The sequence below is a fragment of the Flavobacterium sp. LAR06 genome (genome assembly GCF_041946075.1).
Lineage (GTDB): Bacteria > Bacteroidota > Bacteroidia > Flavobacteriales > Flavobacteriaceae > Flavobacterium.
The window spans coordinates 592,599-618,026 of record NZ_JAUTYT010000001.1; the positions used below are offsets into that span (position 1 = coordinate 592,599).

27 protein-coding genes are annotated in these 25,428 nt (G+C 34.5%); 5 read left to right on the forward strand and 22 right to left on the reverse strand.

All coding sequences use genetic code 11. The features are described from left to right. Positions 1-22: 22 nt before the first annotated feature. From Q7C23_RS02555 to Q7C23_RS02580, 6 genes are all read right to left on the reverse strand, one after another. Positions 23-1,096: a winged helix DNA-binding domain-containing protein gene (locus tag Q7C23_RS02555; RefSeq protein WP_375031029.1), complete on the reverse strand. Its 1,074-nt coding sequence runs from the start codon at positions 1,094-1,096 to the stop codon at positions 23-25. 72 nt (positions 1,097-1,168) lie between these two features. Then, a complete protein-coding gene (locus Q7C23_RS02560) occupies positions 1,169-1,882 on the reverse strand; it encodes a 3'-5' exonuclease (RefSeq protein WP_375031030.1) in 714 nt (237 codons plus the stop codon). A gap of 96 nt (positions 1,883-1,978) precedes the next feature. Then, a complete protein-coding gene (locus Q7C23_RS02565) occupies positions 1,979-2,455 on the reverse strand; it encodes a methylated-DNA--[protein]-cysteine S-methyltransferase (RefSeq protein WP_375031031.1) in 477 nt (158 codons plus the stop codon). Between the two features lie 180 nt (positions 2,456-2,635). Further along, on the reverse strand, positions 2,636-3,469 hold the full coding sequence (locus Q7C23_RS02570) for an SDR family NAD(P)-dependent oxidoreductase (protein ID WP_375031032.1): 834 nt from the start codon (positions 3,467-3,469) through the stop codon (positions 2,636-2,638). Between the two features lie 134 nt (positions 3,470-3,603). Beyond that, positions 3,604-4,053, reverse strand: coding sequence for a GNAT family N-acetyltransferase (locus tag Q7C23_RS02575; RefSeq protein ID WP_375031033.1), 450 nt, complete (start codon positions 4,051-4,053; stop codon positions 3,604-3,606). Next, complete coding sequence (locus Q7C23_RS02580; RefSeq protein WP_375031034.1) at positions 4,038-4,940, reverse strand: LysR family transcriptional regulator; 903 nt, start codon at positions 4,938-4,940, stop codon at positions 4,038-4,040. The genes Q7C23_RS02575 and Q7C23_RS02580 overlap by 16 nt, the downstream gene beginning before the upstream one ends. A gap of 145 nt (positions 4,941-5,085) precedes the next feature. On the opposite strand from Q7C23_RS02580, the gene Q7C23_RS02585 reads away from it, so the two are divergent. The 3 genes from Q7C23_RS02585 (at position 5,086) to Q7C23_RS02595 (ending at position 6,456) form a co-directional block, all read left to right on the forward strand. Beyond that, on the forward strand, positions 5,086-5,481 hold the full coding sequence (locus tag Q7C23_RS02585) for a rhodanese-like domain-containing protein (RefSeq protein ID WP_375031035.1): 396 nt from the start codon (positions 5,086-5,088) through the stop codon (positions 5,479-5,481). A 208-nt stretch (positions 5,482-5,689) separates the two neighbouring features. Then, positions 5,690-6,262 carry a reverse transcriptase domain-containing protein gene (locus tag Q7C23_RS02590; RefSeq protein WP_375031036.1) on the forward strand — a complete coding sequence of 191 codons (573 nt, stop codon included), beginning with the start codon at positions 5,690-5,692 and terminating at the stop codon, positions 6,260-6,262. 26 nt (positions 6,263-6,288) lie between these two features. Next, positions 6,289-6,456: a group II intron maturase-specific domain-containing protein gene (locus tag Q7C23_RS02595; RefSeq protein ID WP_375031037.1), complete on the forward strand. Its 168-nt coding sequence runs from the start codon at positions 6,289-6,291 to the stop codon at positions 6,454-6,456. 276 nt (positions 6,457-6,732) lie between these two features. On the opposite strand, the gene Q7C23_RS02600 is transcribed toward Q7C23_RS02595, so the two are convergent. The 5 genes from Q7C23_RS02600 to Q7C23_RS02620 are packed head-to-tail and all read right to left on the reverse strand — an operon-like array spanning position 6,733 to position 12,333. After that, positions 6,733-7,152, reverse strand: a complete 420-nt coding sequence (locus tag Q7C23_RS02600; protein WP_375031038.1) for an SRPBCC family protein — start codon at positions 7,150-7,152, stop codon at positions 6,733-6,735. Positions 7,153-7,154: 2 nt separating this feature from the next. Next, positions 7,155-8,024: a tetratricopeptide repeat protein gene (locus Q7C23_RS02605; protein WP_375031039.1), complete on the reverse strand. Its 870-nt coding sequence runs from the start codon at positions 8,022-8,024 to the stop codon at positions 7,155-7,157. Between the two features lie 17 nt (positions 8,025-8,041). Then, the gene (locus Q7C23_RS02610) at positions 8,042-10,447 is read right to left on the reverse strand and encodes a M28 family peptidase (RefSeq protein ID WP_375031040.1); all 2,406 of its coding nucleotides are present in this window, start codon (positions 10,445-10,447) and stop codon (positions 8,042-8,044) included. Positions 10,448-10,459: 12 nt separating this feature from the next. After that, the gene (locus Q7C23_RS02615; RefSeq protein WP_026984200.1) at positions 10,460-10,807 is read right to left on the reverse strand and encodes a hypothetical protein; all 348 of its coding nucleotides are present in this window, start codon (positions 10,805-10,807) and stop codon (positions 10,460-10,462) included. Next, the gene (locus Q7C23_RS02620) at positions 10,804-12,333 is read right to left on the reverse strand and encodes a GNAT family N-acetyltransferase (RefSeq protein ID WP_375031041.1); all 1,530 of its coding nucleotides are present in this window, start codon (positions 12,331-12,333) and stop codon (positions 10,804-10,806) included. The genes Q7C23_RS02615 and Q7C23_RS02620 overlap by 4 nt, the downstream gene beginning before the upstream one ends. A 177-nt stretch (positions 12,334-12,510) precedes the next feature. Between Q7C23_RS02620 and Q7C23_RS02625 the strand changes: the two genes are divergently transcribed. Continuing rightward, positions 12,511-12,843 carry a single-stranded DNA-binding protein gene (locus tag Q7C23_RS02625; protein ID WP_375031042.1) on the forward strand — a complete coding sequence of 111 codons (333 nt, stop codon included), beginning with the start codon at positions 12,511-12,513 and terminating at the stop codon, positions 12,841-12,843. Positions 12,844-12,909: 66 nt separating this feature from the next. Here the strand turns inward: Q7C23_RS02625 and Q7C23_RS02630 are convergent, their stop codons facing one another. The 11 genes from Q7C23_RS02630 to Q7C23_RS02680 all read right to left on the reverse strand — a co-directional run bounded on the left by Q7C23_RS02630 (position 12,910) and on the right by Q7C23_RS02680 (position 24,774). Beyond that, on the reverse strand, positions 12,910-13,602 hold the full coding sequence (locus tag Q7C23_RS02630; protein ID WP_375031043.1) for a DUF2461 domain-containing protein: 693 nt from the start codon (positions 13,600-13,602) through the stop codon (positions 12,910-12,912). A gap of 355 nt (positions 13,603-13,957) precedes the next feature. Further along, positions 13,958-14,476, reverse strand: coding sequence for a ferritin (locus tag Q7C23_RS02635; protein WP_056188711.1), 519 nt, complete (start codon positions 14,474-14,476; stop codon positions 13,958-13,960). A 94-nt stretch (positions 14,477-14,570) separates the two neighbouring features. After that, positions 14,571-16,046, reverse strand: a complete 1,476-nt coding sequence (locus Q7C23_RS02640; RefSeq protein WP_375031044.1) for a hypothetical protein — start codon at positions 16,044-16,046, stop codon at positions 14,571-14,573. 154 nt (positions 16,047-16,200) lie between these two features. After that, positions 16,201-16,998, reverse strand: coding sequence for an OmpA family protein (locus Q7C23_RS02645; RefSeq protein ID WP_375031045.1), 798 nt, complete (start codon positions 16,996-16,998; stop codon positions 16,201-16,203). Between the two features lie 52 nt (positions 16,999-17,050). Then, positions 17,051-17,365, reverse strand: a complete 315-nt coding sequence (locus Q7C23_RS02650; RefSeq protein WP_375031046.1) for a hypothetical protein — start codon at positions 17,363-17,365, stop codon at positions 17,051-17,053. Positions 17,366-17,439: 74 nt separating this feature from the next. Then, positions 17,440-18,069, reverse strand: a complete 630-nt coding sequence (locus Q7C23_RS02655) for a CatA-like O-acetyltransferase (protein ID WP_375031047.1) — start codon at positions 18,067-18,069, stop codon at positions 17,440-17,442. Beyond that, positions 18,069-18,776, reverse strand: coding sequence for an HAD family hydrolase (locus tag Q7C23_RS02660; RefSeq protein ID WP_375031048.1), 708 nt, complete (start codon positions 18,774-18,776; stop codon positions 18,069-18,071). Before Q7C23_RS02660 ends, Q7C23_RS02655 begins: the two co-directional genes overlap by 1 nt. Before the next feature lie 117 nt (positions 18,777-18,893). Further along, positions 18,894-19,781, reverse strand: a complete 888-nt coding sequence (locus Q7C23_RS02665) for a DMT family transporter (protein WP_375031049.1) — start codon at positions 19,779-19,781, stop codon at positions 18,894-18,896. A gap of 100 nt (positions 19,782-19,881) precedes the next feature. After that, positions 19,882-21,327, reverse strand: a complete 1,446-nt coding sequence (locus Q7C23_RS02670) for a hypothetical protein (RefSeq protein ID WP_375031050.1) — start codon at positions 21,325-21,327, stop codon at positions 19,882-19,884. Positions 21,328-21,449: 122 nt separating this feature from the next. Next, a complete protein-coding gene (gene metG / locus Q7C23_RS02675; protein WP_375031051.1) occupies positions 21,450-23,585 on the reverse strand; it encodes a methionine--tRNA ligase in 2,136 nt (711 codons plus the stop codon). A 301-nt stretch (positions 23,586-23,886) separates the two neighbouring features. Continuing rightward, the gene (locus tag Q7C23_RS02680) at positions 23,887-24,774 is read right to left on the reverse strand and encodes a DUF1080 domain-containing protein (protein WP_375031052.1); all 888 of its coding nucleotides are present in this window, start codon (positions 24,772-24,774) and stop codon (positions 23,887-23,889) included. Positions 24,775-25,028: 254 nt separating this feature from the next. On the opposite strand from Q7C23_RS02680, the gene Q7C23_RS02685 reads away from it, so the two are divergent. Beyond that, the gene (locus tag Q7C23_RS02685) at positions 25,029-25,256 is read left to right on the forward strand and encodes a CDGSH iron-sulfur domain-containing protein (protein ID WP_026984188.1); all 228 of its coding nucleotides are present in this window, start codon (positions 25,029-25,031) and stop codon (positions 25,254-25,256) included. Positions 25,257-25,428 lie beyond the last annotated feature (172 nt).

The window sequence follows — 25,428 nt, forward strand, 5'->3', positions numbered from 1 at the left end:
CCTCCGTAGTTACTCAAGTATTCTATTCTATAACAATTTTGGTTTCCAAATAGTTTTCAAAAGCCTTGATGCCTTCAAACAGAACTGCTTTTTTATGATTTTCGGTTTCATTAAAAAATTGTGTTTCTATTTGGGCGTGATCTTTTGCCATAGTTCTTTTCCAGGTCCCAATGACTTTACTGTTTTCAAGAATAACAGGTTTAAAAATACCGTTATTGGTAAATGCTTTCGATTGATGTTCGACTAAAATGGAAGCTTCTCTGGTTTTATATGAAATCAGAATCTCATCAAATGCCGGGAGGAAATGTACGCTTTCGCGAAAGCTGTTTTCATCAGAAGAGTCAGTTTTAAACCAATAAATTTGACCATTAATTTCAATCGAATTCAATTGCAACTTAATTGCATTAAAGATATTTTGACAAGTTGTTGGAGGGAAACCAGACCACCACGAAAAGTCAATAACCGTTGCAGGGCCGTGGCTTTCTAAATATTTGAGGGCTAATTTTACAAGGCCTTCTTCTTTGGTTAATTTTGATTTTGGTTTTGAAACCCGTTCTTCAAGTAGAGCATAAGTGATTTGTTTTCCTTTCATTCTTCCGTTGCAAACTAAACCATCCAATTCGGCATTCATCATAATGGCAGCACTCAAGAAATCTTCCTTGGAAGTTTTTTTGATGCCGAGTTCTTGCATGATTTCATCACGAGTCAAGTGATTGTTTCCGGAAAGCAGTTTTTCGATTTTAGAATTGGTCTGATCGAGTTTCTTAGCGTCATAACCGTATTTTTTACCAGCTGAAGCCGTAAATCTTTTGACCTGTGGCGCAGAAAGTTGCAACATCCAGTAAATATCATCAGCGGAAACAAAATGCCAGGTTGGTCGAAGAATATGAGTTCGGATGATTTGTGCGGAATTTATGGCTTCTTCAATGACTGCCTCAGTAGCATCACATCGCGAACCAATTGCCCATTTGGCCATCGAATAATCCTGAGCCTGCATAGCACCTAAATGCTTTACAATTTCCTGAGGAGAAATTGGACTTGTTTTGTACAATTTTTGTGAAACAAGCCTATGATGAGAGATTTCCTGATAAGTCATATTTCTAAATCATTTAAATTCAAGAGATGAAACCTTTGTACCTATGTGCCTTGCAACTTTGAACCTTTAAAATTACACATGAATAATTTCATCTTCAATCAACAAATCTTCACGACGCAAACGAAGAAAAATCTGTGCAACCGCTATTGTATCTTTTTCGCAATAGGTTACAATTCGGTCAATATCTTTCTCGACATAAAAAACATGCGCGACCTGACTTCCGTCGATATCGCCCTTTGGAGATGGAACTCCTAGAATTTTGGTTAGTAATTTTAAAGAAGTGAAATGCTTGTAATCGCCAAACTTCCATAATTCTAAAGTATCTAAATGCGGAATTTCCCAGGGTTTTTTTCCGAATAGATTCAGTTTGTCCGGAATGGTAATTTGGTTGATAATCATTCTTCTGGCAATAAACGGAATATCAAATTCCTTCGCATTATGTCCACATAAAAGATGATAGGGCTGATTAAAATGATTGTTCAACAGATTATTAAAGTCTTTCAAAATCTTCTTTTCATCTCCAAAAAAGGAAGTCACCCTAAAATTCCGGATATCGCCTTTGATGGTAAAATACCCAACCGAAATACAAACAATTTTTCCGAATTCCGCCCAAATTCCGGCGCGATCGTAAAATTCTTCCGCAGTGAAATCATCTTTACGCTGATATTGTGTTTTATGATCCCAAAGCGATTGCATTTCCGCGTCAAGCGAATTGAAATTCTCTTCTTCCGGAACGGTTTCTATATCGAGAAATAAGATGTTGTTGAGGTTTATTTTTTCAATCATTATTTTTTGGAACTTCTTAAGCTATTAGATTATAAGGCTTCTTAGATTTATAAAAGTACAAAAAATTGATTTTATCTAAGAATTAACTTATATATTTTAGAATAAACTTTGTTGTGTGCTTGGATTCTCGTGTTCAAGTAGCCACTTTTTGCGAGATAAGCCTCCGGCGTAACCTGTTAAAGATCCGTTTGTACCAATAACGCGATGACAGGGAACAACAATCCAAAGTGGATTTTTTCCATTTGCTGATGCAACAGCGCGAATCGCTTTTATATCGCCCAGTTTTTTGGTTTGGTCCATATAGCTGACAGTTTTCCCGTATGGAATTTCCAATAAGGCTTTCCATACTTTTTGTTGAAATTCTGTGCCTTGCGGATTTAGTTTCAGATCAAAATCGGTTCTTTTTCCTTGAAAATATTCTTCAAGTTGTGAAACCGCCTCTTTTAAAACCTCAGGAATTTCTGGAGAAACTTCATTTGAACCAACATCAGAAACGGAGATTACAGTAATGCCATTATCGTCTCCAATGATTTTGGTGATTCCTAAAGGTGAATTGATATAAGCTGTTTCCATTAGTTTTTTACCGCAAAGGCGCTAGGGTTTAAGCAAAGTTCGCAAAGTTTTTTGTTTTTTTACCACAAAGGGCACGAAGGTTTTTCACAAAGTTCGCGAAGTTTTTTCTTTGTCAATATTTTTTTTAAACGCTTTGCTTAAGATCACAAAGTATTGAACTTTTTATATGACTTATATGGTTTAGTATTCGCCCAATTTGAATTGGTATTTTAGAATGTTTTCAATTTTCTCACTTGAAATAATCTTTTTAATATTCGATTTTTCTGAGTTGAATTTTGGCAAAATTAAGTTCTCTTCTTTTGCTTTTTCTGTATAATACGCTGAACGCGATGGATGATAAGGTGCTACAGCATTGAAAACTTCACTCCATTTTGATTGGTTTATTATTTCTTCGATGATATTAATGCAGTCTTTTTGATGAATTAAATTGATTGGTGCATCTGGATTTTCGAGGTTTTCTTTTCCGGCAAGAAACTTTACAGGATGACGGTTTTCGCCAATTAATCCCCCAAAACGCAGAATTGTGGTTTCGAAGTTTTGGTTTTTCTGCAAAATGGATTCTGATAAAGCCAATTGTTTACCTCTTTCTGTTTCCGGATTTGGGATCGTTTCTTCTGTAATTAAATCATTTTGATCTCCATAAACAGAAGTTGAACTTACAAAAAGCACTTTTTTGACAGTTGATTTCTCTATAAATGGAATCACATTTTCGATTTTCTCTACAAAAACATGTCGGGATGAATCTGTATTTGCTCGTAATTTGGGCGGAATATCAATAATTAGAATTTCGCTTTCGGCTAAAAAATCATTTATACCTTTTGAAATACTTTCGCTTTCAAGCTTTTCTTCGACTCCGCTCAGAATGACAAGAAATGGATTTATTCCGTTGTCTTTCAAAATAGAAAGTTTATGTTCAGAAGTTGTAGATCCGTTAACCAAATTTCCTTTTTCTATTAATTTTTTTGCTAGAGGCAAACCCAGCCAGCCACAGCCTAAAATACTTATTTTCTTCATTTTCTTTAAAGGTGCAAAGGTTCGGAGTTGCAAAGGTACAAAGGTTTGGATGTGCCAAATCATAAATTTAAAAACTTAAAAAGCTTTTTCTTTGCGACTTCGCGCCTTTGTGAGATTAAATTAAGCGTGGAGCATTACAAATCCAGAAAAAAGCAAATTTTGTCTTTTCCTTTTGCGCCAATTCGGTTGTAGAATTTTATAGCTCTTTCGTTAAATTGAGGCGTTCGCCATTGCATGTTTACGCAGTTCTTGGCTTTTCCGATTTCTTTCAATTTATTGATTAAAACTTCGCCAATTCCAAAATTTCTGGCTTCTTCTTCTAAAAACAAGCAATCCATATAAATAAAATCGCCGGCACTCCAGGTAGAGAAGTCAAAAGTATAGGAAACGTAACCTACAATGTCATTTTCAGCGGCAACCACTAAGCAAAACAATTTGGGATTTTCACTGAATAGTGCTTTTTTTAAACCTTCTTCTTTTCCAGTCGGATCATAATCAGCTTTCTCAAATTCAGTATGTTTTTGGCATAAAATAACCAATTTTGGCAAATCGGTTATTTCGCAATTTCTTATTGTATATTCCATTGCAGATTAATTTCGGTTTGTAAAAAGGTGATAAAATGATGAAAATAAGCCGGATATTCCTGATTGTCTCTTATGGCGATAAAATGCTTTCTTTTAAGGCCGTTTTTTCCAATTTTGATAGCCTTTATCGGATTGTTCTTTAAATGTGGTAACAACGCCCATTTTGCCATCGACATGACCCCCATATCAGCTTTTACCATTTCAAGAGAAGCTTCTGTCAATGGTAATGCGGTAATCTTCTTCGGACTTACTTTGGCTGGTGCTAAAATAAACTGATGAATCGTAACGGTTTCCATCGGAAGAGAATGAATCAAAAGATGTTCGTTGATGAAATCTTCGGCAACAACGTACTTTTTATTTACCCAGGCATGATTTTCAGAAACAGCCATGACAACCTCATCCTGAAAAAGCTCCAGATATTTGATGTTATTGTCATTGATCTGATCACTGATGATGGCGATATCAATAGTGTTGTCGAGCAGTTTTTGAAGAGGAATATGCGTGGCTTCGGTTACAATTTTTAAATCTACATTCGGATAAAGTAAATGAAATTGTTTCATTACCGACGGAAGCCAGTGGTAACTTGAGAAACATTCGGTACTAATTCGGATTTCACCATATTCTCCAAAAACCATTTGTTTAATCTGAGTTTGGGTTTGCGAAAGCTTGTCCAGAATTTCATTAGCAAGCTCGTAGATTTTTTCGCCCGCCTTGGTTAAAACCAGTTTTTTGTTTGTTCTCAAAAAAATGGCAGTTCCCAATTGATACTCAGCTTCTTTAAGTTGATGACTCAAGGCTGATTGCGTCAAGTGAAGTTTGTCTATCGCTTTGGTGATGCTTCCTTCTTCGACAATTGCTTTTATCAATCGTAAGTGACGTATTTCCATTTTTAGGTAATTTGTATACAAAGGAACAAAATTTTAGAATGGCTTTTTCATGAAAAAAAGTAATCTACTTGATGAATTCTTTTCGTTTTTATGGTATATAATGTTCCTCTACTTTTGAAAAAACAAAATCATAAAAACTTAAAAAATGGAAGCACAAATTACACATTATGAAAACAAATTGGCCTTTGAAATGGATCCATCTGATTTGTTTGATGCCTTGAATAACGGAGAAAAAGTGGTTGTTATTGATGCGCGAAAACCTTTTGGATTTGAAGCGGAACATATTCCGACAGCGATTAATATTCCACATCGCGAAATGACTATAGAAAGTACCCAACATTTAGATAAAGAAGTTTTGTACGTAACGTATTGTGACGGAATTGGTTGTAACGCTTCGACAAGAGGGGCTTTGAATATGGCAAAAATGGGTTTTAAAGTAAAAGAATTAATTGGTGGAATAGAGTGGTGGAAGTTTGACGGATATGCCACCGAAGGGACTAATGGCGTAAAGGCAGGATTGAAAATTGAATGTGCTTGTTAAAGAAAAACGGGCAAACTTCTAATTTGAAGTTTGCCCGTTTTATAGTGTGCCCAGCATGGGTGATAACTCTAGGGTGTAAGTCCCGAGCACGCCTTTACAGTGGGAAGTGTTAGCTGAATGCAAGGGTGTCCATTGCGAGGTGGAATCTGAAGGAAGCAGTAGGCAAACTCTTGGCCTGAACGAACAGAAACTATATATAAGGCCAGAAATGTTGGATAAGGTTGCTATACAAACCGAAGTAATTCCCTCCAATATGAATCTGGCTTATAAAAGAGTCAGATCCAATAAAGGAAGCTTTGGAATAGACAAGTTGTCCACTGAGCACTTACAAGAATGGCTCTTAGAACATAAAGAGTCGTTGATCGAATCGCTAGAGAACGGGAAATACAAACCTCAGGCTGTTCGAAGAGTTGAGATACCTAAAGAGGGAGGTAAAACAAGGTCACTTGATATTCCTCAAGGCGGACCATTAAGTCCACTGTTGAGCAATATAATGCTCCAGGAACTAGATAAGGAACTTGCCAAACGCGGACACTGCTTTGTGCGTTATGCAGATGATTGCTTAATCTTCTGTAAAAGCAAGAGAGCATGTCTTCGGGTCAAGGAAAGTATAACTGCGTTTATTGAAAGCGTATTATACCCGAGGGTAAACAAGGAGAAAACTACAGTTGGGTATATCAAAGGAAAGAAATTTTTTGGCTATAGCTTCTATAACAAAAGTAAAGGGAAATGGGACTATGTGTACACCCGAAGAGCTATGGTAAACTTAAAGACAGATTAAAGGAAATCACTAACTGCAGTAATGGTATGGGGTACGAAAAGATCAAAGAACTCTTACGATATTACTTGCAGGGTTGGGTATCCTATTTTAAACTAGCCGATATGTCAGGCAAGATTAAACGTATAGACAAATGGCTTAGATTTAGAATACGAATGTTAATATGGAAAAACTGGAAGAAGATAAGAACTAAATAAAACAATCCTCGAAAGATTGGAGTTAATGACAATCATCAGGTCTATCAGTGGGCTAATACCCGAAGGGGGTATTGTCGAACTGCGCTTAGTCCAATCCTGCAAATACCCCTAAACACGCAAACTCTAAGGAAAGCCGGATATATGTTGCTGAGTGACATCCACCAAAAATGTATCGTAAATTAAGAACCGCCTTGGTACGGATCCGTATGCTGGGTGGTGTGGAAGGTCACCTAGGGAAATAATCCCTAGGTTCCTATCCGATTTTTTAAATCAATCTTAAGCTTCTATTATTGTTTTTAATGCTTGAAGAATCGGGTTTTCTTCGCCTTGAGGTTCTTCCTGAACTGCATTTGGGCGATTATCTTCCTGAATAATTTCGAGCTTGGTTTTCTGATTGTCTCCAGATAAAACATAACTCATAATGAAATAATTCTCTGGTTTGTCTTCTAATCCAGGTCTTGGGAAAAACAAAGAATATTTAATTTTTTGATTTGGAATAATTTCTAAAATAGTTCCCCATTGCTCAAAAACCTGACCTTCCCATTCATTTTGGAATCTAATCTCATTCCCAACTTTCCAGTCTGTAATCAAATCACTTCCGTATTGCCATTGTTTAACCAATTCGGGTTGTGTTAAGGTATTCCATACTTTTTCGACTGGTGCATTCAGTACTATTGTAGAAATATTTGTTGCCATTTTTATTCAATTTTAACGTTGTTTTTCTCTGCAATTTTTTTGAATAAATCTTCTTTATTTTCAGATTTCATTTTTTGATAAATAGCTCCCAAAAGTTGTTCAGAATCTTTTACATATTCTGATTTTTCATTGGAATAGATAATATGTGCCATGAAAATATTGTCAAGCGCTTTTTCGTCATCATTTAAAACAAAATAATTTTTTCCGGCACCAAAGTAACCTTCTGCATTATTAGGCTGGAATTTGATTAGTTTTTCATAATATTCAATAGCGGTCTTAAAATCGGATTTTAGGGTATAAACAACTCCAATATTCATTAATGCTAAATTGCCTTCAGGAAAAATATCAAGTGATTTTTTATAATATTTTATAGCATTGTCAAAATCATTCTGTTGTCTGTAACAAACTGCAATGTCATCTAGTGCCAATACAAAATTAGGATCTTCCTTCAACGAAAGTTGTAAAGCCTCAATAGCTAATTTATAGTTATTGGTTTTCATAAAATCTTTAGCTATGATATACGAGTTCTGAGCTTTTTCATTTTTTGAATCGGCATAAAAAATAGTCGTTTTATCTTCAGGTTCCTGAGGCAATAATTTTGGACATTTTTTAATTACCGCATCACTCACTTTTTGAATCATGCTTTTAATTCCGTCAACGGTATTGATTGATTCCCTGACTTTTTGATCTTTATCCGTCAATATGGTTTCGGACATTGTGCTGGTCAAACAGTCTCTAAAAATAGTCTCTGTAATTCCTGAACTTTTACTTAAACACTCACATGTTTTTGCTGCTATTTTTTCTTCTACAGCTTGTTCATAAATAGTAGGAAAGCTTGCAAATGCTATAAAAATCAGGATTGTTTTCTTCATATAAAACTGTTTCTATTTTATAAACTATTATTTGGTTGCGGTTTAATATCTGGTTTTAAACTATCCTTTGCAACAGCCAAACTGTCTTTGACCGGTGCAGTTTCGATTACCGGCAATGGAGCGGTATATCTTTTTATTTTTTGCTGAATTAAAACGGCATCATTCAAAACAAAAGGTGTCGGCATCATCCAGTCTGCTCTAGATTTTACTTTGAATAACGGATTGGTCATCAAATCAAAAGAACTTTCAATTAAATCCATATCAAAAATAGACGATTTGTTGATGTAGAATTCCATTACAAGAGGTTCATTACCCACAACATAATAGCATAAAATCTTCATTCCATCTCTTTCCAGACGATTTCCTTTTTGGTCTGAAGTTGAAACTCCATTGGCTTTAAAATTGAAAAATGTCATTTTAGGATGAGCGAAAATATCATAGCGATTTACCTTTCGGTTCGGTGTAATTTGAATTTTCATATAACGATTGTTACCGACCACACTGTCCTTAAGGAAAGTGATTGTTGGTTTTGGAACATCAACAACCGGTGCAATTGCACTATAGGTAAAACCAGAGTCGTATTTGCTGGCAAGTGGTAATGCATTTAAACCAACTGCTTTTTGATTTTTTTCTCCTAAATACGTTTTTGTCCAATCATCAAGGTTTACATCATATGTAGTCCAAACAGCAGAATTTGTATTGGCGTTGTAAACATAAACTAAACTGTTCGATTTTGCTTCTCCGTGCTCGTAACCAGAATGGTACCCTGCGTAAACAAAAAAGCCTATAGATACAATAAAAAAGAATGCAGCCCATGCCCCTTTTCGAATAAAGCCTCCGAAAATAGGAAGTAGTAATCCGAAAAGTAAAACGGTAAGAATGGCACTTCCAAAAAGAATTTTTAAACCTAGACCAATTGGAAACATTACAATAAATGGCGCTACAATTATAAGTGCCGGAAGTGTAAATATTAAATTTAAACCTAGGCTATAATGCTGTGTAATAACGAAAATTCCAAATAAGAAGATTCCAAAATAAACGGGAATAATAAGAAACCCTGCGCCTGTCAAACTATTCGCCAAAAACATATTGATAACAATCCATAGTAACAAAGGCGCTACAAAATGATTCATCGCGGTTTTTGTTTCTGAAAAATTATGATAAAAAGCAAAACAAATCGCGATGCTTAAAGTTACAAATGCTCCAATGTAAGCATGTCCATTGTAGGTAAAACCATTAAGTAAATCTGAATATTGCGGGTAGATCTGTAAAACAATTTTCCATCCTAAAAAAGTGACCAAACCTGAAATGATCAAAGCACCCAAAAACGGGACAAACCCTTTAAAGATCTCTCTAAAAGTGATTACTCGTTTGGCTTTTCCGATAAAAATAAAAAGAATTAGTAATCCCAGAGCGATTACAGTCATTGGGAAAACCCAGGTAAACGGGTAGCTTATAAAGGAGAACGGAACAGTAAAATAGACATCGTCTGCAGTTGAATTAGTCTCGTTTAGATCGATGTTTGAAAAATATTTTAATAAAGGCATCAAATAAGTTCCCTGATGCGCTAAGGTCATTTTGTTTAAATGCTGAACATCATCTTGTTGCGTGTGGTAATTATAATGGCCGTCTATAAATGCAAAATTAAACCCCTGAATATTTCCTTGTTCTCTAAAAACAGTTAGATCAGTATCATTTGGGAGCATTTTGTAAATACTGTACATCAATGAATTTGAAACTGGATATTTGGTTTTTGCATTCGAAAATTCTCTTACCAGAGCTTCATTTCCTTTATTGGTTTCCATCAACATATAACTTGGTCCTGAAGACCCTCTGGCTTCAAAATTAATAACCAGGCCTACATCTTTTGCCCATGGATGTTTGTTTACAAAAAGTGCAGCACCGTTTAATCCCAATTCTTCAGCATCTGAAAAAAGAATTATAATATCGTTTTTTTGTGGTTGTTTAGAGTACATAAAGGCACGAATGCCTTCAAGAATCGTTGCTACGCCTGAAGCATCATCACTTGCTCCTTTTGAAAAGGAATGCGGCGCGCTGTCATAATGTGATAATAATAAAAGAGCTTTGGAGTTGTTGGTTCCCTTTAGACGGGCCAGAATATTTTTAGACTTTACTAAAAGCCCTTTATCGTTTAGTGTAAATCCTTCCTGAACAGAAGTCTCTAAACCAATTCGGTTCAATTCAAGTTTAAGGTAGTTTGCTACTAATTCGTGATTAGTCGATCCCACATAATGTGGTTTTTGAGCAATAATTTCAACTTGGTTTAATGCCCTTTCGGTCGAAAATTCAGCAAGAGCTTCCTCTTCTTTCGAAATCCATTGCGGCATCATGGTAGCGTAAATAATACCAAGAATTGCTAAGATGCAGACTACGGCAAGAATTGAGGTGGGGTTTTTTTTCATGATGAATAAGTACTAAATTTCTTTTTTAACAAGCATAAAATAATCATTGTCCAAAGATCTGTATCCCTGGTCATACAGGAAATAGTAGGTATTGCCTGTTTTGGTGTGCAAGATATTGGTAAAGAAATCAAAATCAAAACCTTTATTGATCATTTTGTCCCTTGTTGCTTTTGATTTTCCTTCCGTGTTTAACTCAGCCAAAATACGGTAATTTTTCCGTAATTTGTTGTTTACATTTCGCATGAAATTAGTACTGTCCTTATTTATTTTGTTGTTGAAGGCATTGCGACAGCTATCTGAACAAAATTTTTTGTCTTCACGGCCTACAATTTTTTCGGAGCATTCGAGGCAGGTTTTCATTGTTCAATTTTTTTAATTTCATATAAATCGTGTCGTCTGTCTTTTAATATTCGTACACTTCCATGTTCATGAAGTTGTTTTAACAGGTTCAAATCGACATCAACAATAAGTGTCATTTCAGTATTTGGAGTCGCTTCGGCCTTTATGCCATTACTCGGAAAAGCAAAATCAGATGGTGTAAAAACAGATGCTTGTGCATATTGAATATCCATATTATTCACTTTTGGTAAATTGCCTACACACCCGGCAATGGCAACATAACATTCGTTTTCGATAGCGCGTGCCTGCGAACAATGTTTTACACGAGTGTATGCGTTTTGAGTATCTGTCAAAAATGGAACAAATAATATATTCATGCCTTCGTTGGCCATGATTCTGGAAAGTTCCGGAAATTCAACATCGTAACAAATCAGGATTCCAATTTTTCCGCAATCCGTATCAAAGGTTTGAAAATGTGATCCGCCCTTCATTCCCCAATGCTGTACTTCATTTGGTGTTACATGAATTTTAGTATACATTTCTGAAGTCCCGTCTCTTTTGCATAAAAAACCAACATTATACAAATTACCATTGTCTAAATAAGGCATACTTCCGGTAATGATATTGATGTTGTATGAAATGGCAAATTCCTGAAATCGCTTTCTTATTGGGTCAGAATAACGGGCCAATTCACGAATGGCTTCAGCCTCAGATAAATGATTGTAATCAGCCATCAGAGGAGCGATGAAGAGTTCTGGAAATAAGGCAAAGTCGGCGCCATAACCAGAAACGACATCTATAAAAAATTCTGATTGTTCGAAAAATTCTTCTATATTATTCAATTGACGCATTTGCCACTGGATTAATCCAAGTCGAATAACACTTTTTTCAAGATTGATAAGTTTTGGACTTTCATCGTAATAAACATTATTCCATTCTAATAGAACCGCAAATTCCTTTGATTCTTCGTCACCTTCTAAATAATTCTTGATAATTCTTAAAACGTGAAAGTCATTGCTTAATTGAAAAGAGAGAACAGGATCATGTAACTCTTTATGTTTTACCTTGTCAATATAAGTTTTGGGAGTAAATTTTTTAGAATGCTGTGCGTAATTAGGAATTCTTCCTGCAAAAACTATTGCTTTTAAGTTTAGCTGCTCACAAAGTTCTTTACGGGCATCATATAAACGGCGCCCTAAGCGCAGACCACGATAATGAGGGTGTATAAAAACGTCTATACCATACAAAATTTCACCATTTGGATTATGAGTTGAAAAAGTATAGTCTCCAATGATTTGTTTGTAGTTATGTCTTTTGTCAACTAGTTTTTCATCAACAATTAATGATAATGCAGATCCGACAACAATTCCGTCTACCAATATAACCAATTGGCCTTCAGGGAATATGGAGAGTAATTTTTTAATATCTTTTGATTCCCAGTATGAATTAGCCATTTCCGGATACGATTCAACCATTGAGTTTTTCAATTGCTTGTAATCGTCTAATTCTAAATTCCGTAGTTCTACTTTGTTGATTTGTGCCTGCATATAAGTAAGATTTATCTCAAATATACGAAAACATTTCCATTTACAAACGTTTACAAATAGTTACAACCGAAAGTAAATAGTTGTTAACCGACTAATTTTTGAAAGCTGTCACATCTTTGCACTGTTGAATTTGATAAACGAATTCGATTTTATAAGAACATTTAAAAAGTATACGCCATGAATGCAATGAAAAACAGAGTACAATTAATTGGTAATGTAGGAAATGATCCTGAAATTAAAACATTAGAAAGCGGAAAAAAATTTGCACAGCTAACGATCGCAACAAACGATTATTATAAAAATGAAAAAGGTGAAAAAATAGAACAAACAGATTGGCATAGAGTTACAGCCTGGGGAAAAGTCGCTGAACTTATTGAAAAGTATGTTGTGAAAGGGAAAGAAGTTGCCATTGACGGAAAACTAACCCACAGAAGTTATGATGATAAAAACGGGGAGAAGAAATATATAACCGAAGTTGTTGTGAATGAAATTCTGTTGTTAAGTAAATAATTATTTCAAAGAATTTTCACTTGCCCGACAGGTTTTAAAAAAACCTGTCGGGTTTTGTATATATAATTATAAAATCGAAGCTCCATTTATGTCTGTAGTTAATATTTCACTCATATAATCAAAAAAAGGCCTCATGCTTTTGAAGGTTTCCAATGCTTGTTCCAGAAAATCCGGACTTAAAACTTCATCATTAGTAAAACGTTTCATAACTAAAAACTGTTTATAACGCAGTAAATCAATAGCTTCATGATTTACATCAAAACCTTTTGGTGCTGTTTTGAGCTGTTCGCCCTGTAAGGTCCCGAAAGTATTGATGAAAGATTTTGAATTCAATATTTTTTTCATGGATTCAGGATCATGGGCAAATTCACTTCTTATACGTTTTAAATCTGCGCCATTTGGTCCCCAAAACCCACCTGCAACAAAACTGTTTCCTTGTTCTAAATGAAAATAGTAACCACCACGTCTTGCTGCTGTTGCTCTTGTATAACTTCCTCCCCAAAAAGTTTTAAAAGGAGTCTTGTCTTTAGAGAAACGAATATCGCGATAGATTCTGTACACACTTTTTTTACCGGAAGCTGTTTCCAGAACATCAGTTTTAGAAAGTTCATGAAGCAGCGCACCTGCAAAATTTTCGATATGATTTAATTCCTTTAAATATTGTGGTTTATTTACTTCAAACCAGGGCTTGTTATTATTGTTTTTGAGCTGAATTAAAAAATCAAGACTGGATTTAGGTATAGTAATCTGGTTTTCCATAATTAAATTTTGACGCTTTTTAAAATCAAAGCGGACTGCAATTTAAACAAAAAACCCACCAAATTGTTGGTGGGTTTTGAATATATTATTTAAGCAGTTTTTTTGAATAAATCAAACATAGGACAACGCGAGCAGCGTTTCTTTTCGCTTTTTTTGTACTTTTCACAACAAGAAGATTTACAGTTTTCTAACTTCTTAATGTTCTCAAGGATAGCTTTATTCTTCTTTTTCTTTTTATCCTTTTTTTTGTCCTTGTCTTTTTCTTTCTTGCCCAATTTTCCTCTGTATTATAAAACAGAGGCAAATATAAAAGAAATTTGTTATTTTTAAGTATTCTAAATAAACTTTAACTTTTTTATTTTGGGTTGATAGCGATTGAGCTCGTAACCGTTAACTGTTGAATATCACGATCAAACAAGTAAAGACCGCCTTTGTCATCGCCAATTAGGTTGATTTTATCTAAGATTGATTTAGCAGTAGCCTCTTCTTCGATTTGTTCAGATACATACCATTGTAAGAAATTATGTGTTGCATAATCTTTTTCTTCAAAGGTGATGTGAACCAATTCATTAATAGATTCCGAAACAAAAATTTCATGGCTATAAAGCGCTTCAAACATTTCTTTAAATGTAGTATAAGATGTTTTTGGTGCTTTTAGATCTGTAATTGTTGCATGTCCGCCACGCTCGTTAACATATTTAACCAGTTTTAGCATGTGCGCACGCTCTTCGTCTGACTGTGTGTACATAAATTGAGCAATTCCCTCTAATCCGTGTACTTCAGCCCAACAAGCCATAGAAAGGTAGGTTTGCGAAGATTCTGCCTCTATGCGTATTTGCTTGTTTAAAGCCGATTCAATATTTTTCTTTAGCATAATATGTGTCTTTTTTGTAAAGTTAAAAAAAATAATCCATTCCATTTTTTTGAAACCGGGAAACCTAAGACATTTGGATTAATTCTCAATAAATTTAAGGCGTTTTTAGAAAAGGCCTTTTGAAGGAGGATGGAGTTTTTATCTCGTTTAGAAAAGGATCATCTGCATTAAATCCATCTTTGAATTTACGCATGATATATTGTTTTAAGACACTATCATAATAACCAAGAATATAAAAGTCTTTATATTTAATGCTATTATTTAATACTATTTTTTTATTTGTGTTTAAAAAATAAAAGATATTATCCATGGCCAACGGCTCAAGGTTTTCCTGCTTTATAAAGGCATAATTGGAATCAAAGACGCTTTCAAAATATACACTTTCAGTATGCATGGTACCAAAAGAATTATAAACAGCCGGAATAAGTGCTGCTATGTCAGGATCTAAATAGTCAAAATTCGGAAAGGCGTCCATTTCGTTTATTTTCGGAGTTCCGCCAATTGTAAAATAGGTGTTTTGATTATTTTTAAATACAGACAACCCAAGATCTAAGTAAGTAAGATGTTTTAGAAATTTTTTAGTCGTTTTTAGCTCGCTAGGTTTTCGGCCTTCTCGTTGAATGAATAATGGCGAGATTTTAAATTTAATAGTATCGTTTTTTGAAATTCTGATACTATGTAGGTTCTGTCCGGTTTTATAATCTTTTATATCAAATGAAAGTTCTTCTTCATTGGCTGTAACCTGATATAGTTTATCATCCTGAAAAAAAGAATTACTTAGCTTTCTTCCCTTTTCACTAACAGATTGGGTGAAGTTTTTTTCTTTTATTTCTTCTAATTCAGTATTGAAGTCAAATATTTGGGTGCTTTTTGGATTATAGTCCAAAGTGAAGATCATACGATTAGGCAATAAATATAGTTTCGTTTTTGCCGTGCTTGTATACAACGGATTATATTCAGATTCATCCATCTTTTCAATAGGATTTTCTCTAATAATATCGGTAAAAGTTCGCAATTTTCCGTTTTTATCCTGAAAACGATAAGTTGAAAAATCAAGTAACTTTTCTTCTACAGCTCCATTTTTGAAAGAATATAAGGTCAATGCCTGATCATCAAGGTCTTTAGTTAAAATATTGAAGGAATCATTTTGCTGAAATTGTGAAACAACATATTGTCTCGCTGAGGCAAATTTAAAATATAAAAGCCTGGATGTTTTGCTTTCCAGAAAGCATTTAACTGCTAAAATGATTTCAAAATCTGGTGTTGACCAATAAAGGGTCGGGTTTCCGTCTTCACTGAAACTGTAACCAATTAAGGACTTATTATTTATGTTTTTAAGTGGTGTAGTGTACTTATTCTTTAAAAATAAAGAAGTGCTATATTGTAAGATTGAAAGGTTTTCATTACTGGCAGCGAAAACAAATACATCATGTGTTGCTTTGTTTTCAATGGTTAACAACTGATTGGATCTGTTTGATTCTCTTATTTCCAATGGAGTAGAGTTCAATATTGTCTGGCTGGACAATACCGATGTAGAGAAGAGAAGAAATAAGAATATAATTTTTTTCACAATTCTTTTTAACCACAAATAGCATTCCAATTTATAGGGCGATTATTTTGAATGATGAAAGTACAAATTATTTCTGATAGATTCTAAGCCGAAAAATGGACAAAATAAAAAAGCCCTAAATTTCTTTAGGGCTAAGTTTTAAAATAAGTAGCACTTATTTTACTTTGAAAGTAACTCTTCTCGCTAATCTTCTTGCTTCTTCCGAGTCTTTTTGGATAGAAGTAGCGGCACCTTCTGCAACTACATTTAATCTTGAGGATGCAATTCCGGCTTTTTCAAAAATGGTTTTAACATTCGTAGCGCGTGCATTTGATAATTTGTTATTGTATTCTGAAGAACCTACCTGATCAGCATAACCAAGAATATCAAGAGAGGCCGATGGATTTTTTCTTAAATAAGATAAAACGACATCAATAGCAGCAGTTGAATTTTCGATTGGAGTTGATTTATTGAAATCAAAATAAACACTATAGTATTTGTCGTTAATCATTTCTTTGACAACATCTTTGTCATTAACTATCGTCGTGTTTATTGGTTTTTCGATAATTACTTGTTTTTCAGGTATTGTTTTAACTAATGTTTCCAGATCTGCTACTTTACTTTCTAATGCAGCGATATCAGCATTGTTTGAAATTACCATCCAGTCAGCATGTTTTGCATTTTTTCCTAAGTAAACATTTAAGCCAACTGTACCATTAAAAAGAATTCCTGAAAATCCTCTATTGCCTGGAGCAACAGCACCATCAAATGTAAGGTCTTGTAAAGCATTAAAAATAGCAGAAAAATCTCCTGTTAATGCAATTCTGTTGGATAGTTTTATTTGTCCGGTAATACCCGTAATAAAGTTCCCCATTCTGTCTTTTACATGCAAATCTTTATTTTCTAACTGCACAACACCAAAACCAGCTTGCCCTAACAAGCCAATGGTATTGGTCCAGGTTTCAAAATTCATAATGCGGCCTAAATTAGCCACTCCCTATAAATCTATTCTATGGTATTTTGAGTCAAAATCTAAAGAGTTGTTTTTTATTGGTTAAGCTATTATAACCAAAATCAGCTTTTAAACCGAATTTGTTGTTAAACATATAACGAACTCCAAGATCACCAACCCATGGACTTGGCGTGTTTGTAAAATAATTATCCGTAAATGGTTTTTGAGGTTTGTTTACACCTCCGGCTAATTCCACAGACCATTTATTATACTTGGTTGTAGTATTTTCTGTTTGTACTTTTGCATGAATTATGCTTAATGCAAATGCCAGAGTAATTACAATTTTTTTTATTGTATTTGAGATTTTAAATTTTTCCCAAACCAACAATTATTTATAAGAATTACTTTCTGCTAAAAGTTCAAAAAACGTATTAAAATAAGGTTTATTAGGTAAGATGAACATTAAGAGTTCATTAGCTCTTGAAAAGTGTCAACGAATTGTCCAACGTGTAAACCATCCATTAAACCATGATGCACATGCACCGACATAGCAATGGTTCTTTTTCCGGATTCAGAAGTCATCATTTTTCCAAATGAAATTTTAGGACAACTATCCGGGAAGGTATAACTTCTTGCATGAGAAAGTGATGTGAAATTTAGCCACGGAATAGCAGAAAAATGAATCACATTGTCATCGTTAAAAGTTCTTGTAAAGATTCCGGTTGTATTTTGAATACGTTCGATTTCTGCCAAAACAGTCTGCTCAAAAACTGTAAAATCGCTATTATATTCAATTAAAGAAAAACCAAAAGTCCCATCTTCACGACCAATGGTTGCCGAGGCATCAACACGATCGTTAATGTAGATTTTGCCTTCTGAAATTCGATATTTAAAATTCTCAATCGTATTTACAGCTACTAATATTTTATGCAGGTAATAAATAAAAAAGGAAGCCTTAAGACTTTTTGCCGCTTGATAGGCTTTGGTACAATCAATTTCAACGGTTGCGCCAAAAAAAGGCTCTTCCATTCCGCTAAAATGCACGAAATGTTCTTTTCTATTCCAGTTTTCTAAGTCTAAAAGTGTTTTCATTATAATAAATTAGGGAGCACTTCAGATATTTTTTCGAAAGAACTAAAATGATTATGCTCTACTTTATGATTAATTTTCTCGTGTTCCCACGTAGTATGAAACGGAATATGAACGGCGTAACCTCCAATCTCCAAAACAGGTAACACATCAGATTTTAAAGAATTTCCAATCATTAAAAATTCACTCGCCTGAATGTCTAAACGACCCAATAATTTTTCATAATCAATCGTCTGTTTGTCTGACATCACTTCGATATGGTGAAAATAATGACCTAAACCTGAACGATGCAATTTACTGTGCTGGTCTTTTAAGTCGCCTTTTGTAGCCACAACCAATTTGTATTTTCCATGTAAAGCCTGTAAAGTTTCTTCAATTCCGTCAAGAAGTTCAATAGGTTTTTCAAGTAATTCTTTTCCGTATTGAATGATTTTTTCAATGACTTCTATCGGAATCGTATTGTTCGAAATATTCATCGCCGCTTCAATCATCGATAGAATATAACCTTTGATTCCGTAACCATACAAAGGTAAATTGGCAATTTCAATTTTGAATAATTCCTGCGAAATACCCTGATGCGAAAGATAATCTTCCATCAAAGCACAAAATTTATGCTCCGTTTCCTGAAAATAAGGTTCGTTTACAAATAAGGTATCATCTGCATCAAATGCAATTACTTTTAAATTGGGTATTTTGCTTTTATGTAACATAGAATTTTGTTTCAAGTTTATTTTTGTTTCAGGTTTCAGGTTTTTTGCCACAGATTAAAATGATTTTAAAGATTCTTTTAAAATCTGCGTCGATCCGCGTCATCCGCGTGCCATTTCTCAATCCTTAGAGAATAATCTTTTTAACGAAATAGTCTTGTCGTAAAAAGTTATTCTGATTCCGAGAAGCAAAATGATTCCACCGAAAACCATCTGTAAAGTTATTTGTTCTTCTAAAAACAACCAAGCTAATATTGAAGTTATTACAGCCTGACTTAATAAACTCAGTGACACTCTGGTCGCGCGCATGTGTTGTGTCGCATAACTGATCGACAGCCAGGCACACAATTGACAAATTACAGCTTGCAAAACCAGCACAAACCAACCGGTATTTGAGAATCCGGTAAAAGGCTGATCCAGCGAATAACAAAGAATTCCCAAGTAAACACTCGACGCCAATAAACTAATCGTCATAAACGACAAAACATCAACTTCTGAAAGTACATTTTTGCTGACCAAAAGATAAATTGAATATAGAATACCAGATAAAACCGCAAATAAGAAAGCCTGATCAAAATTCAATTCCATAAAAAAACTAAAACCAACCAAAGTCACCATTCCGAATAAAGAAACAATTGTGCCTATCCAGAAATTAGTTGCCGGTCTAACCTTCAAAAAGAAAAAGGAACCAATTCCGACCCAAAGCGGCGATAAATTCGTCAGCAAAGAAGCCTGCGTGGCACTCGAATCCTGAATGGCGATATTCCAAACCGCAACATCAGAAGAAAATAAAACACCGCAAAGCATCGCCAAAAGTAAGAACTTAGTTTTTGGAAGTTTAAAGTTCTTAGTGATAATTACATAAGGCAAAAGCAAAATGACCGCAAAAAACATGCGGTAAAAAGCGGAAATTAATCCAGGAGCTAATTTCAGTTTAACCAATATCGGAAAAATTGAAATACAAAGTATTCCGCAGATTAAGGCTAATCTTGGTTTGGTGAGTTTCATTATTTATCTGTTTTTCGTGCCTGATCGGTTACAATTTACTGAATCTAAAGCAATTTTTAAAAGAAAAAAATCCCGAGTTTTAAAGCCGGGAAGTGATTTTTTAGTCAGCAAATTTTCTGATGACATACTCTTTGGCCTTATTGTCGTAATAACCTAAATAGTAATTAGCATCCATTTTAAATAATGTCTGCGATGAAACATCAGTATTGTCATCAAAAAAGGTTCTAATTTTGTCGAAGGCTAACGGTTTCAGCTCTTTTTCGACGTGATTATTATCCTGATCAAATAAACATTCTATTTTGACTACTTTTCGGTTTGAATAGGAATTAAAACTCTCCATTGTTGGATTGTAGTAAGTAATTGCTATTGCTGCGGCAGCACCAACTAAACCAAAGGCACTTAAAGCAACTTGCGGGCCAGATTGCTTTATTTCAGAAACACTGCCAAGTGTAATCAGCGTGTTTTCTCCAATATGATAACAAGAAATTCCAGAATATAAATTGTTTATTTTTCTAATAAATTGCGAACTGTTTTCTAAAATTCTTTTTCCACCAAAACTGCCACCTTCCTGATAGATTTCTGAGTTTTTGAAAACAATTGCTGTATCTGGAGTAACATGATATTCTTTAATTGTATTTCCGTCAAGATCTTTTATCGTAAAGAAAAATGAGTCTGATGAGCTTTTTATCTGATATAACTTATTATCAAAGTAAAATGAATTTGAGTTCAGACTAGATCGATAAACAATTGGAATTGTCGGTTTGTTGATGATTTTTTCTGAAGCGACGAATTTTTTTAAATCAATTATAAGCATTTGAGTATAGTCAATATTACTATCAAGCGTTATGATTAATTCATTTTCTTTAAAATAACATTTTCTCTTTTTAGCACCATCGGCAATAGACGTTGGGTTTTCAATTCGAATATTTTGTAAAGAAAATGATGGTTCAAAAAAAGGAAGATTCTCTTCAAAAACACCATAAAGATTCGTTTTTGTATAATAACCTTTGAAGAAATGAAAGTTGTTTAAATCAACTGTTTTTGCTTCGTATTTACCATTCTGATCGAAAATATGAAGATTAAGAATATTACTCTCTTTAAAAACCGTTAGGAGGTAGAATTTGTCTTTTGAACTAAAAGATTGCAGGTATTTTTCATTTTTCAGAGGAAGCGTATATTGACTTATAATAACTTTTCGAGAGTTAAAATCGTATAATTGAGAGAAAATTTGTTTGTGGTCGCTAGAGGACCAGTATAATCTTGTATTCGCAGCATTGGTATTGTAACCAATCATGTCGTCATATTTGTTTTTATCAGGTCTTTCGCTGGAGATACTATCGATAATCTGCATTTTTGCATTTAGCAATACGGCTTTAACTTTTTGCTTGTCACTAATGAATAATGTGGTTTCTTTTTTATCATTATTTACGATTTGAAAAACATCTCTGTTTTTTTTTAATGCAACAGAAGTATAATTTACTACTTCTTGTGAAAATGAGATGAAACTGCTTAAAGATAGAGCGATTATTAGTGCTTTTTTTAACATTTTAGGGCTGATCAATTTTATTTTAATTGGTGAATGTTTTATTTTTCCTTTATTAGAAAAAATAAGCGTGAATCAATTAAAGTTCTTAATCGATTCACGCCATTTTATAGTAGTATAAAACTTTAGTTTACCGTTTCGCCATTAGGAGCGTCAGCATCCGGATTGATAAAAACCAATTTCCCTTCAGCATTTGTAGTCATCAAGATCATTCCCTGACTTTCTACACCACGTAAAGCTCTTGGAGCTAAGTTTGCTAATACAGAAACACGTTTTCCGATAATTTCTTCAGGAGAAAAACTTTCAGCAATCCCAGAAACGATAGTACGAACGTCAATTCCGGTATCTACTTTAAGGACCAGAAGTTTATTCGCTTTTGGCATTTTTTCTGCTTCCAGAATAGTTCCAACGCGAATATCCATTTTAGCGAAATCCTCAAACTGAATCAAATCTTTTTGTGGTTCCGGCTGTTTGCTTTCTGCAAGATTGGCTGTTTTTGTAGCTTCCAATTTATCTATTTGTTTTTGTATTTCTTCGTCTTCTATTTTAGCAAAAAGCAATTCAGCTTCGCCAATTTTGTGTCCTGCCGGAATTAAATCTGAGTTTTCAGCAATATCATTCCAACCTAGTACTTTATCAATAATGATGTCTTTTGCATCACGATTTTTCTCTTTAAGAAACTTGCTAAATCCTTCAAAATGCTCTTTAAGATCACTTAAATTCAGGATTTTGGAAAGTTTAGCCGATGTAAAAGGTAAAAATGGTTCAGCCAAAACACTCAAAGCAGTAGCAATTTGCAACGCCACATACATTTGCGTTTTTACACGCTCCGGATTGTCTTTCATCACTTTCCAAGGCTCTTCGTCTGCCAAATATTTATTACCTAAACGGGCCACATTCATCAACTCACCTAAAGCTTCACGGAATCTGTAACGCTCCACTGAACTTGAAATTACAGCCGGATACGCTTTTAATTCGGCTAAAGTTTGTTCGTCAACTTCTGAGAATTCGTTTGGCGCTGGAATAACTCCTTCATAATATTTGTTGGTTAAAACCACAACACGATTAATGAAATTCCCGAAAATAGCAACCAATTCGTTGTTGTTTCTTGCCTGGAAATCTTTCCACGTAAAATCGTTATCCTTAGTTTCTGGTGCGTTTGAAGTTAATGCATAACGCAAAACATCTTGTTTTTCCGGAAATTCTTCTAAATATTCGTGCAACCAAACAGCCCAGTTTTTAGAAGTCGAAAGTTTGTTTCCTTCTAAATTCAAAAACTCATTTGCCGGAACGTTGTCAGGTAAAATATAGCTTCCTTCAGCTTTCAGCATTGCAGGGAAAATGATACAGTGAAAAACGATATTGTCTTTCCCGATAAAGTGAACCAATTTCGTTTCTTCATCTTTCCAATATGGTTCCCAGTCTTTTCCTTCGCGCGCCGCCCATTCTTTCGTAGACGAAATATATCCGATAGGCGCATCAAACCAAACGTATAATTTTTTTCCTTCGGCACCTTCAACCGGAACATCAATTCCCCAATCCAGGTCACGCGTTACCGCACGAGGCTCCAATCCGCCGTCAACCCAGGATTTTACTTGCCCGTAAACATTCGGTTTCCAGTCGTTTTTATGCCCAACCAAAATCCATTCTGTTAGGAAATCAGTATATCTGTCTAAAGGTAAAAACCAGTGTTTTGTTTCTTTTAAAATAGGAGTTTCTCCGGTAATGGTCGATTTCGGATTAATCAAATCGGTTGCATTCAAAGTCGATCCGCATTTTTCGCACTGATCGCCATAAGCTTCCGGATTGTCACATTTCGGACAAGTTCCCACTACAAAACGATCCGCCAAAAACTGATCTGCTTTTGCATCGTACAATTGTTCCGTTACTTCTTCAATAAAATCACCGTTATCATACAAAGTCCTGAAGAATTCCTGAGCCGTATCATGATGAATCTTAGCCGAAGTACGAGAATAATTATCAAACGAAATTCCGAAATCAGCAAATGATTTTCTGATAATTCCATCGTATTTATCAATAACTTCTTGTGGCGTAACTCCTTCTTTTTTTGCTTTCATCGAAATTGCAACACCATGTTCATCGCTTCCGCAGATAAATGCAACATCTTTTCCTTGTAATCTTAAATATCTCGAATAAATATCTGCAGGCACGTAAACCCCCGCCAAATGCCCAATATGAATAGGTCCGTTGGTGTAAGGTAAGGCTGCCGTAATAGTATATCTCTTTGGATTCTGTATCATAACTCAATTTTATTGAGTGCAAAAATAAGCAATAGAATTGAGATTTTGTTATTACATGGAGATTCGCAAGCAATTTCACAGCGTTGCACGAAGAAAACCACAGAGATTCAATAAGTTTTTTAAAGCAAAGCGAATTAATCTCGCAATCCCGATAGCCATCAGGAGCAGAGCCGCAAAGTTTAATTTAAAGTCAACGATTAGTTGCACTGTTTGTCATTTGAAATGACAAGATTCTGTAAATACAATTATTTTTTTTAGAAAAATGCTCAATTCGTCCGGTAATCGGGGTCGGGGATTCTATTTATTTGAAATAATTTTCAAACTCAACAGGCATATTGCTTATTGGTTTTATTTTGATGTCTTTATAGTAAACTTCACCAGCTTCGCTTTGCAATTGTATTTTTCCTTCGGTTAAAGGCATAAATTTTTCACCATCAAAATAACGGGAATTTTGCAAAACCATTACTACTTTACCGTTTATGATATGAAGACTTTTTCCTTCAAAACAAACCAATTCTATTTCTGTCCAACCGTTATTTGGTGTTTCAGCCCTCATTTTTCGCATGCAAAACCCTGTATTTTCAGTATGTGTCCCAAACGGAATAAATTGCTGATCCTCATCGGCTACGGCACACATGCTTCCTTCGGGAATATAAGCTTTGATGTCAATGGCCGAATTAGCAATGTTCCAATAATCGCCAAAATGGCCTTCCATTATTTGAAATTCTTGCGATAACATCCAGGCACGCCAGTAATCTACGCCCGCTTTCCCCTGCGAATGATACAGCACACCGGCATCCATCAATTTTTCGGTTCTGGGCTCCCATTTTTTAGTTCCAAACTTAACTTTTAACTTCAGGCGATAGTTTTTAAAATCTTCTTTGGTAAAGACACAACCATAATATTCCCCGGAAACTTTAAGTACCGGTTCGTTGTTTTCCTGAATTACCGTGAACATATTGTTTACATTTTTATTATAACCAATAGGCTCTATTTCTTTTCCATTAGCATCCGTTGGGACTTTACCGGAATAGCCATTTTGGTGTTTGTAACTTAGATACATATCCCATTTACTAAGGCCGTTGTCCAGTAAATTTATCCAATCGTCTTCGACTGAATTTGTTTTGTTAGTTACAGAGGTTAAGCTAAAAAGAAGGGCAAATGTTATTAGAAAGGAGTGTTTTTTCATAAGTGGTTGATAATTTGGATAAAATGATTTCTCAAATCTACAAAATAATGTCTCAATGATATTGTCCTAATTAATTTAAAATCAGATACCATTTCTATCCTTTATCTTTCTGAAACATCCTCATCATTAGTAAATCATATTGTCTAAAAATGGAGAAACGTAGTTTAAATAGAACCAGTTTAAACTACGTTTACCGCTTATAAATAAAGATATATTTTGCAACCTTTGCCCTGAAAAAAAACAAAGACAATCTTATGAGCAAGACAAAACTTATCATCAATAAAAACGGATCAATCAAAATCGAAGGAGATTTTGAAATCATGGATTCAGAAGGAACAGTTTACGGACTTCAGGGAAGATCTGCATTAGGACTTTGCCGTTGCGGATTATCTGCAAACAAACCATTTTGCGATGGTGGACATAGAAATAACTTCGAACACGATTCAGTTGCGTTTGATTTACCGCCAATGAAAACGAATTAATTCTCTGGTTGATATAAAAAAGCTGCATTATTTAATGCAGCTTTTCATATGTGTTTTATTTTTTTTACTCCAATAAAAACTCGCTAAAAATCTAATTTTAGTCTTTTGATCTGATATTTCGAAGTCTTCAATAAATGGTAATTGCTTAATTGTACAGCTTTAACTTCTTTGT

Bases quoted from the DNA above. Each gene is read 5' to 3' on its own strand.
- Q7C23_RS02585 (WP_375031035.1), top strand. From the start codon at position 5,086: ATGGAAGCACAAATTACACATTATGAAAACAAATTGGCCTTTGAAATG.
- Q7C23_RS02670 (WP_375031050.1), bottom strand. From the start codon at position 21,327: ATGTTAAAAAAAGCACTAATAATCGCTCTATCTTTAAGCAGTTTCATC.
- Q7C23_RS02595 (WP_375031037.1), top strand. From the start codon at position 6,289: ATGGGGTACGAAAAGATCAAAGAACTCTTACGATATTACTTGCAGGGT.
- Q7C23_RS02555 (WP_375031029.1), bottom strand. From the start codon at position 1,096: ATGACTTATCAGGAAATCTCTCATCATAGGCTTGTTTCACAAAAATTG.
- Q7C23_RS02565 (WP_375031031.1), bottom strand. From the start codon at position 2,455: ATGGAAACAGCTTATATCAATTCACCTTTAGGAATCACCAAAATCATT.
- Q7C23_RS02575 (WP_375031033.1), bottom strand. From the start codon at position 4,053: ATGGAATATACAATAAGAAATTGCGAAATAACCGATTTGCCAAAATTG.
- Q7C23_RS02600 (WP_375031038.1), bottom strand. From the start codon at position 7,152: ATGGCAACAAATATTTCTACAATAGTACTGAATGCACCAGTCGAAAAA.
- Q7C23_RS02630 (WP_375031043.1), bottom strand. From the start codon at position 13,602: ATGGAAAACCAGATTACTATACCTAAATCCAGTCTTGATTTTTTAATT.
- Q7C23_RS02665 (WP_375031049.1), bottom strand. From the start codon at position 19,781: ATGAAACTCACCAAACCAAGATTAGCCTTAATCTGCGGAATACTTTGT.
- Q7C23_RS02635 (WP_056188711.1), bottom strand. From the start codon at position 14,476: ATGCTAAAGAAAAATATTGAATCGGCTTTAAACAAGCAAATACGCATA.
- Q7C23_RS02660 (WP_375031048.1), bottom strand. From the start codon at position 18,776: ATGTTACATAAAAGCAAAATACCCAATTTAAAAGTAATTGCATTTGAT.
- Q7C23_RS02645 (WP_375031045.1), bottom strand. From the start codon at position 16,998: ATGAATTTTGAAACCTGGACCAATACCATTGGCTTGTTAGGGCAAGCT.
- Q7C23_RS02680 (WP_375031052.1), bottom strand. From the start codon at position 24,774: ATGAAAAAACACTCCTTTCTAATAACATTTGCCCTTCTTTTTAGCTTA.
- Q7C23_RS02620 (WP_375031041.1), bottom strand. From the start codon at position 12,333: ATGCAGGCACAAATCAACAAAGTAGAACTACGGAATTTAGAATTAGAC.
- Q7C23_RS02590 (WP_375031036.1), top strand. From the start codon at position 5,690: ATGTTGGATAAGGTTGCTATACAAACCGAAGTAATTCCCTCCAATATG.
- metG (WP_375031051.1), bottom strand. From the start codon at position 23,585: ATGATACAGAATCCAAAGAGATATACTATTACGGCAGCCTTACCTTAC.
- Q7C23_RS02615 (WP_026984200.1), bottom strand. From the start codon at position 10,807: ATGAAAACCTGCCTCGAATGCTCCGAAAAAATTGTAGGCCGTGAAGAC.
- Q7C23_RS02625 (WP_375031042.1), top strand. From the start codon at position 12,511: ATGAATGCAATGAAAAACAGAGTACAATTAATTGGTAATGTAGGAAAT.
- Q7C23_RS02580 (WP_375031034.1), bottom strand. From the start codon at position 4,940: ATGGAAATACGTCACTTACGATTGATAAAAGCAATTGTCGAAGAAGGA.
- Q7C23_RS02605 (WP_375031039.1), bottom strand. From the start codon at position 8,024: ATGAAGAAAACAATCCTGATTTTTATAGCATTTGCAAGCTTTCCTACT.
- Q7C23_RS02570 (WP_375031032.1), bottom strand. From the start codon at position 3,469: ATGAAGAAAATAAGTATTTTAGGCTGTGGCTGGCTGGGTTTGCCTCTA.
- Q7C23_RS02560 (WP_375031030.1), bottom strand. From the start codon at position 1,882: ATGATTGAAAAAATAAACCTCAACAACATCTTATTTCTCGATATAGAA.
- Q7C23_RS02655 (WP_375031047.1), bottom strand. From the start codon at position 18,069: ATGAAAACACTTTTAGACTTAGAAAACTGGAATAGAAAAGAACATTTC.
- Q7C23_RS02610 (WP_375031040.1), bottom strand. From the start codon at position 10,447: ATGAAAAAAAACCCCACCTCAATTCTTGCCGTAGTCTGCATCTTAGCA.
- Q7C23_RS02685 (WP_026984188.1), top strand. From the start codon at position 25,029: ATGAGCAAGACAAAACTTATCATCAATAAAAACGGATCAATCAAAATC.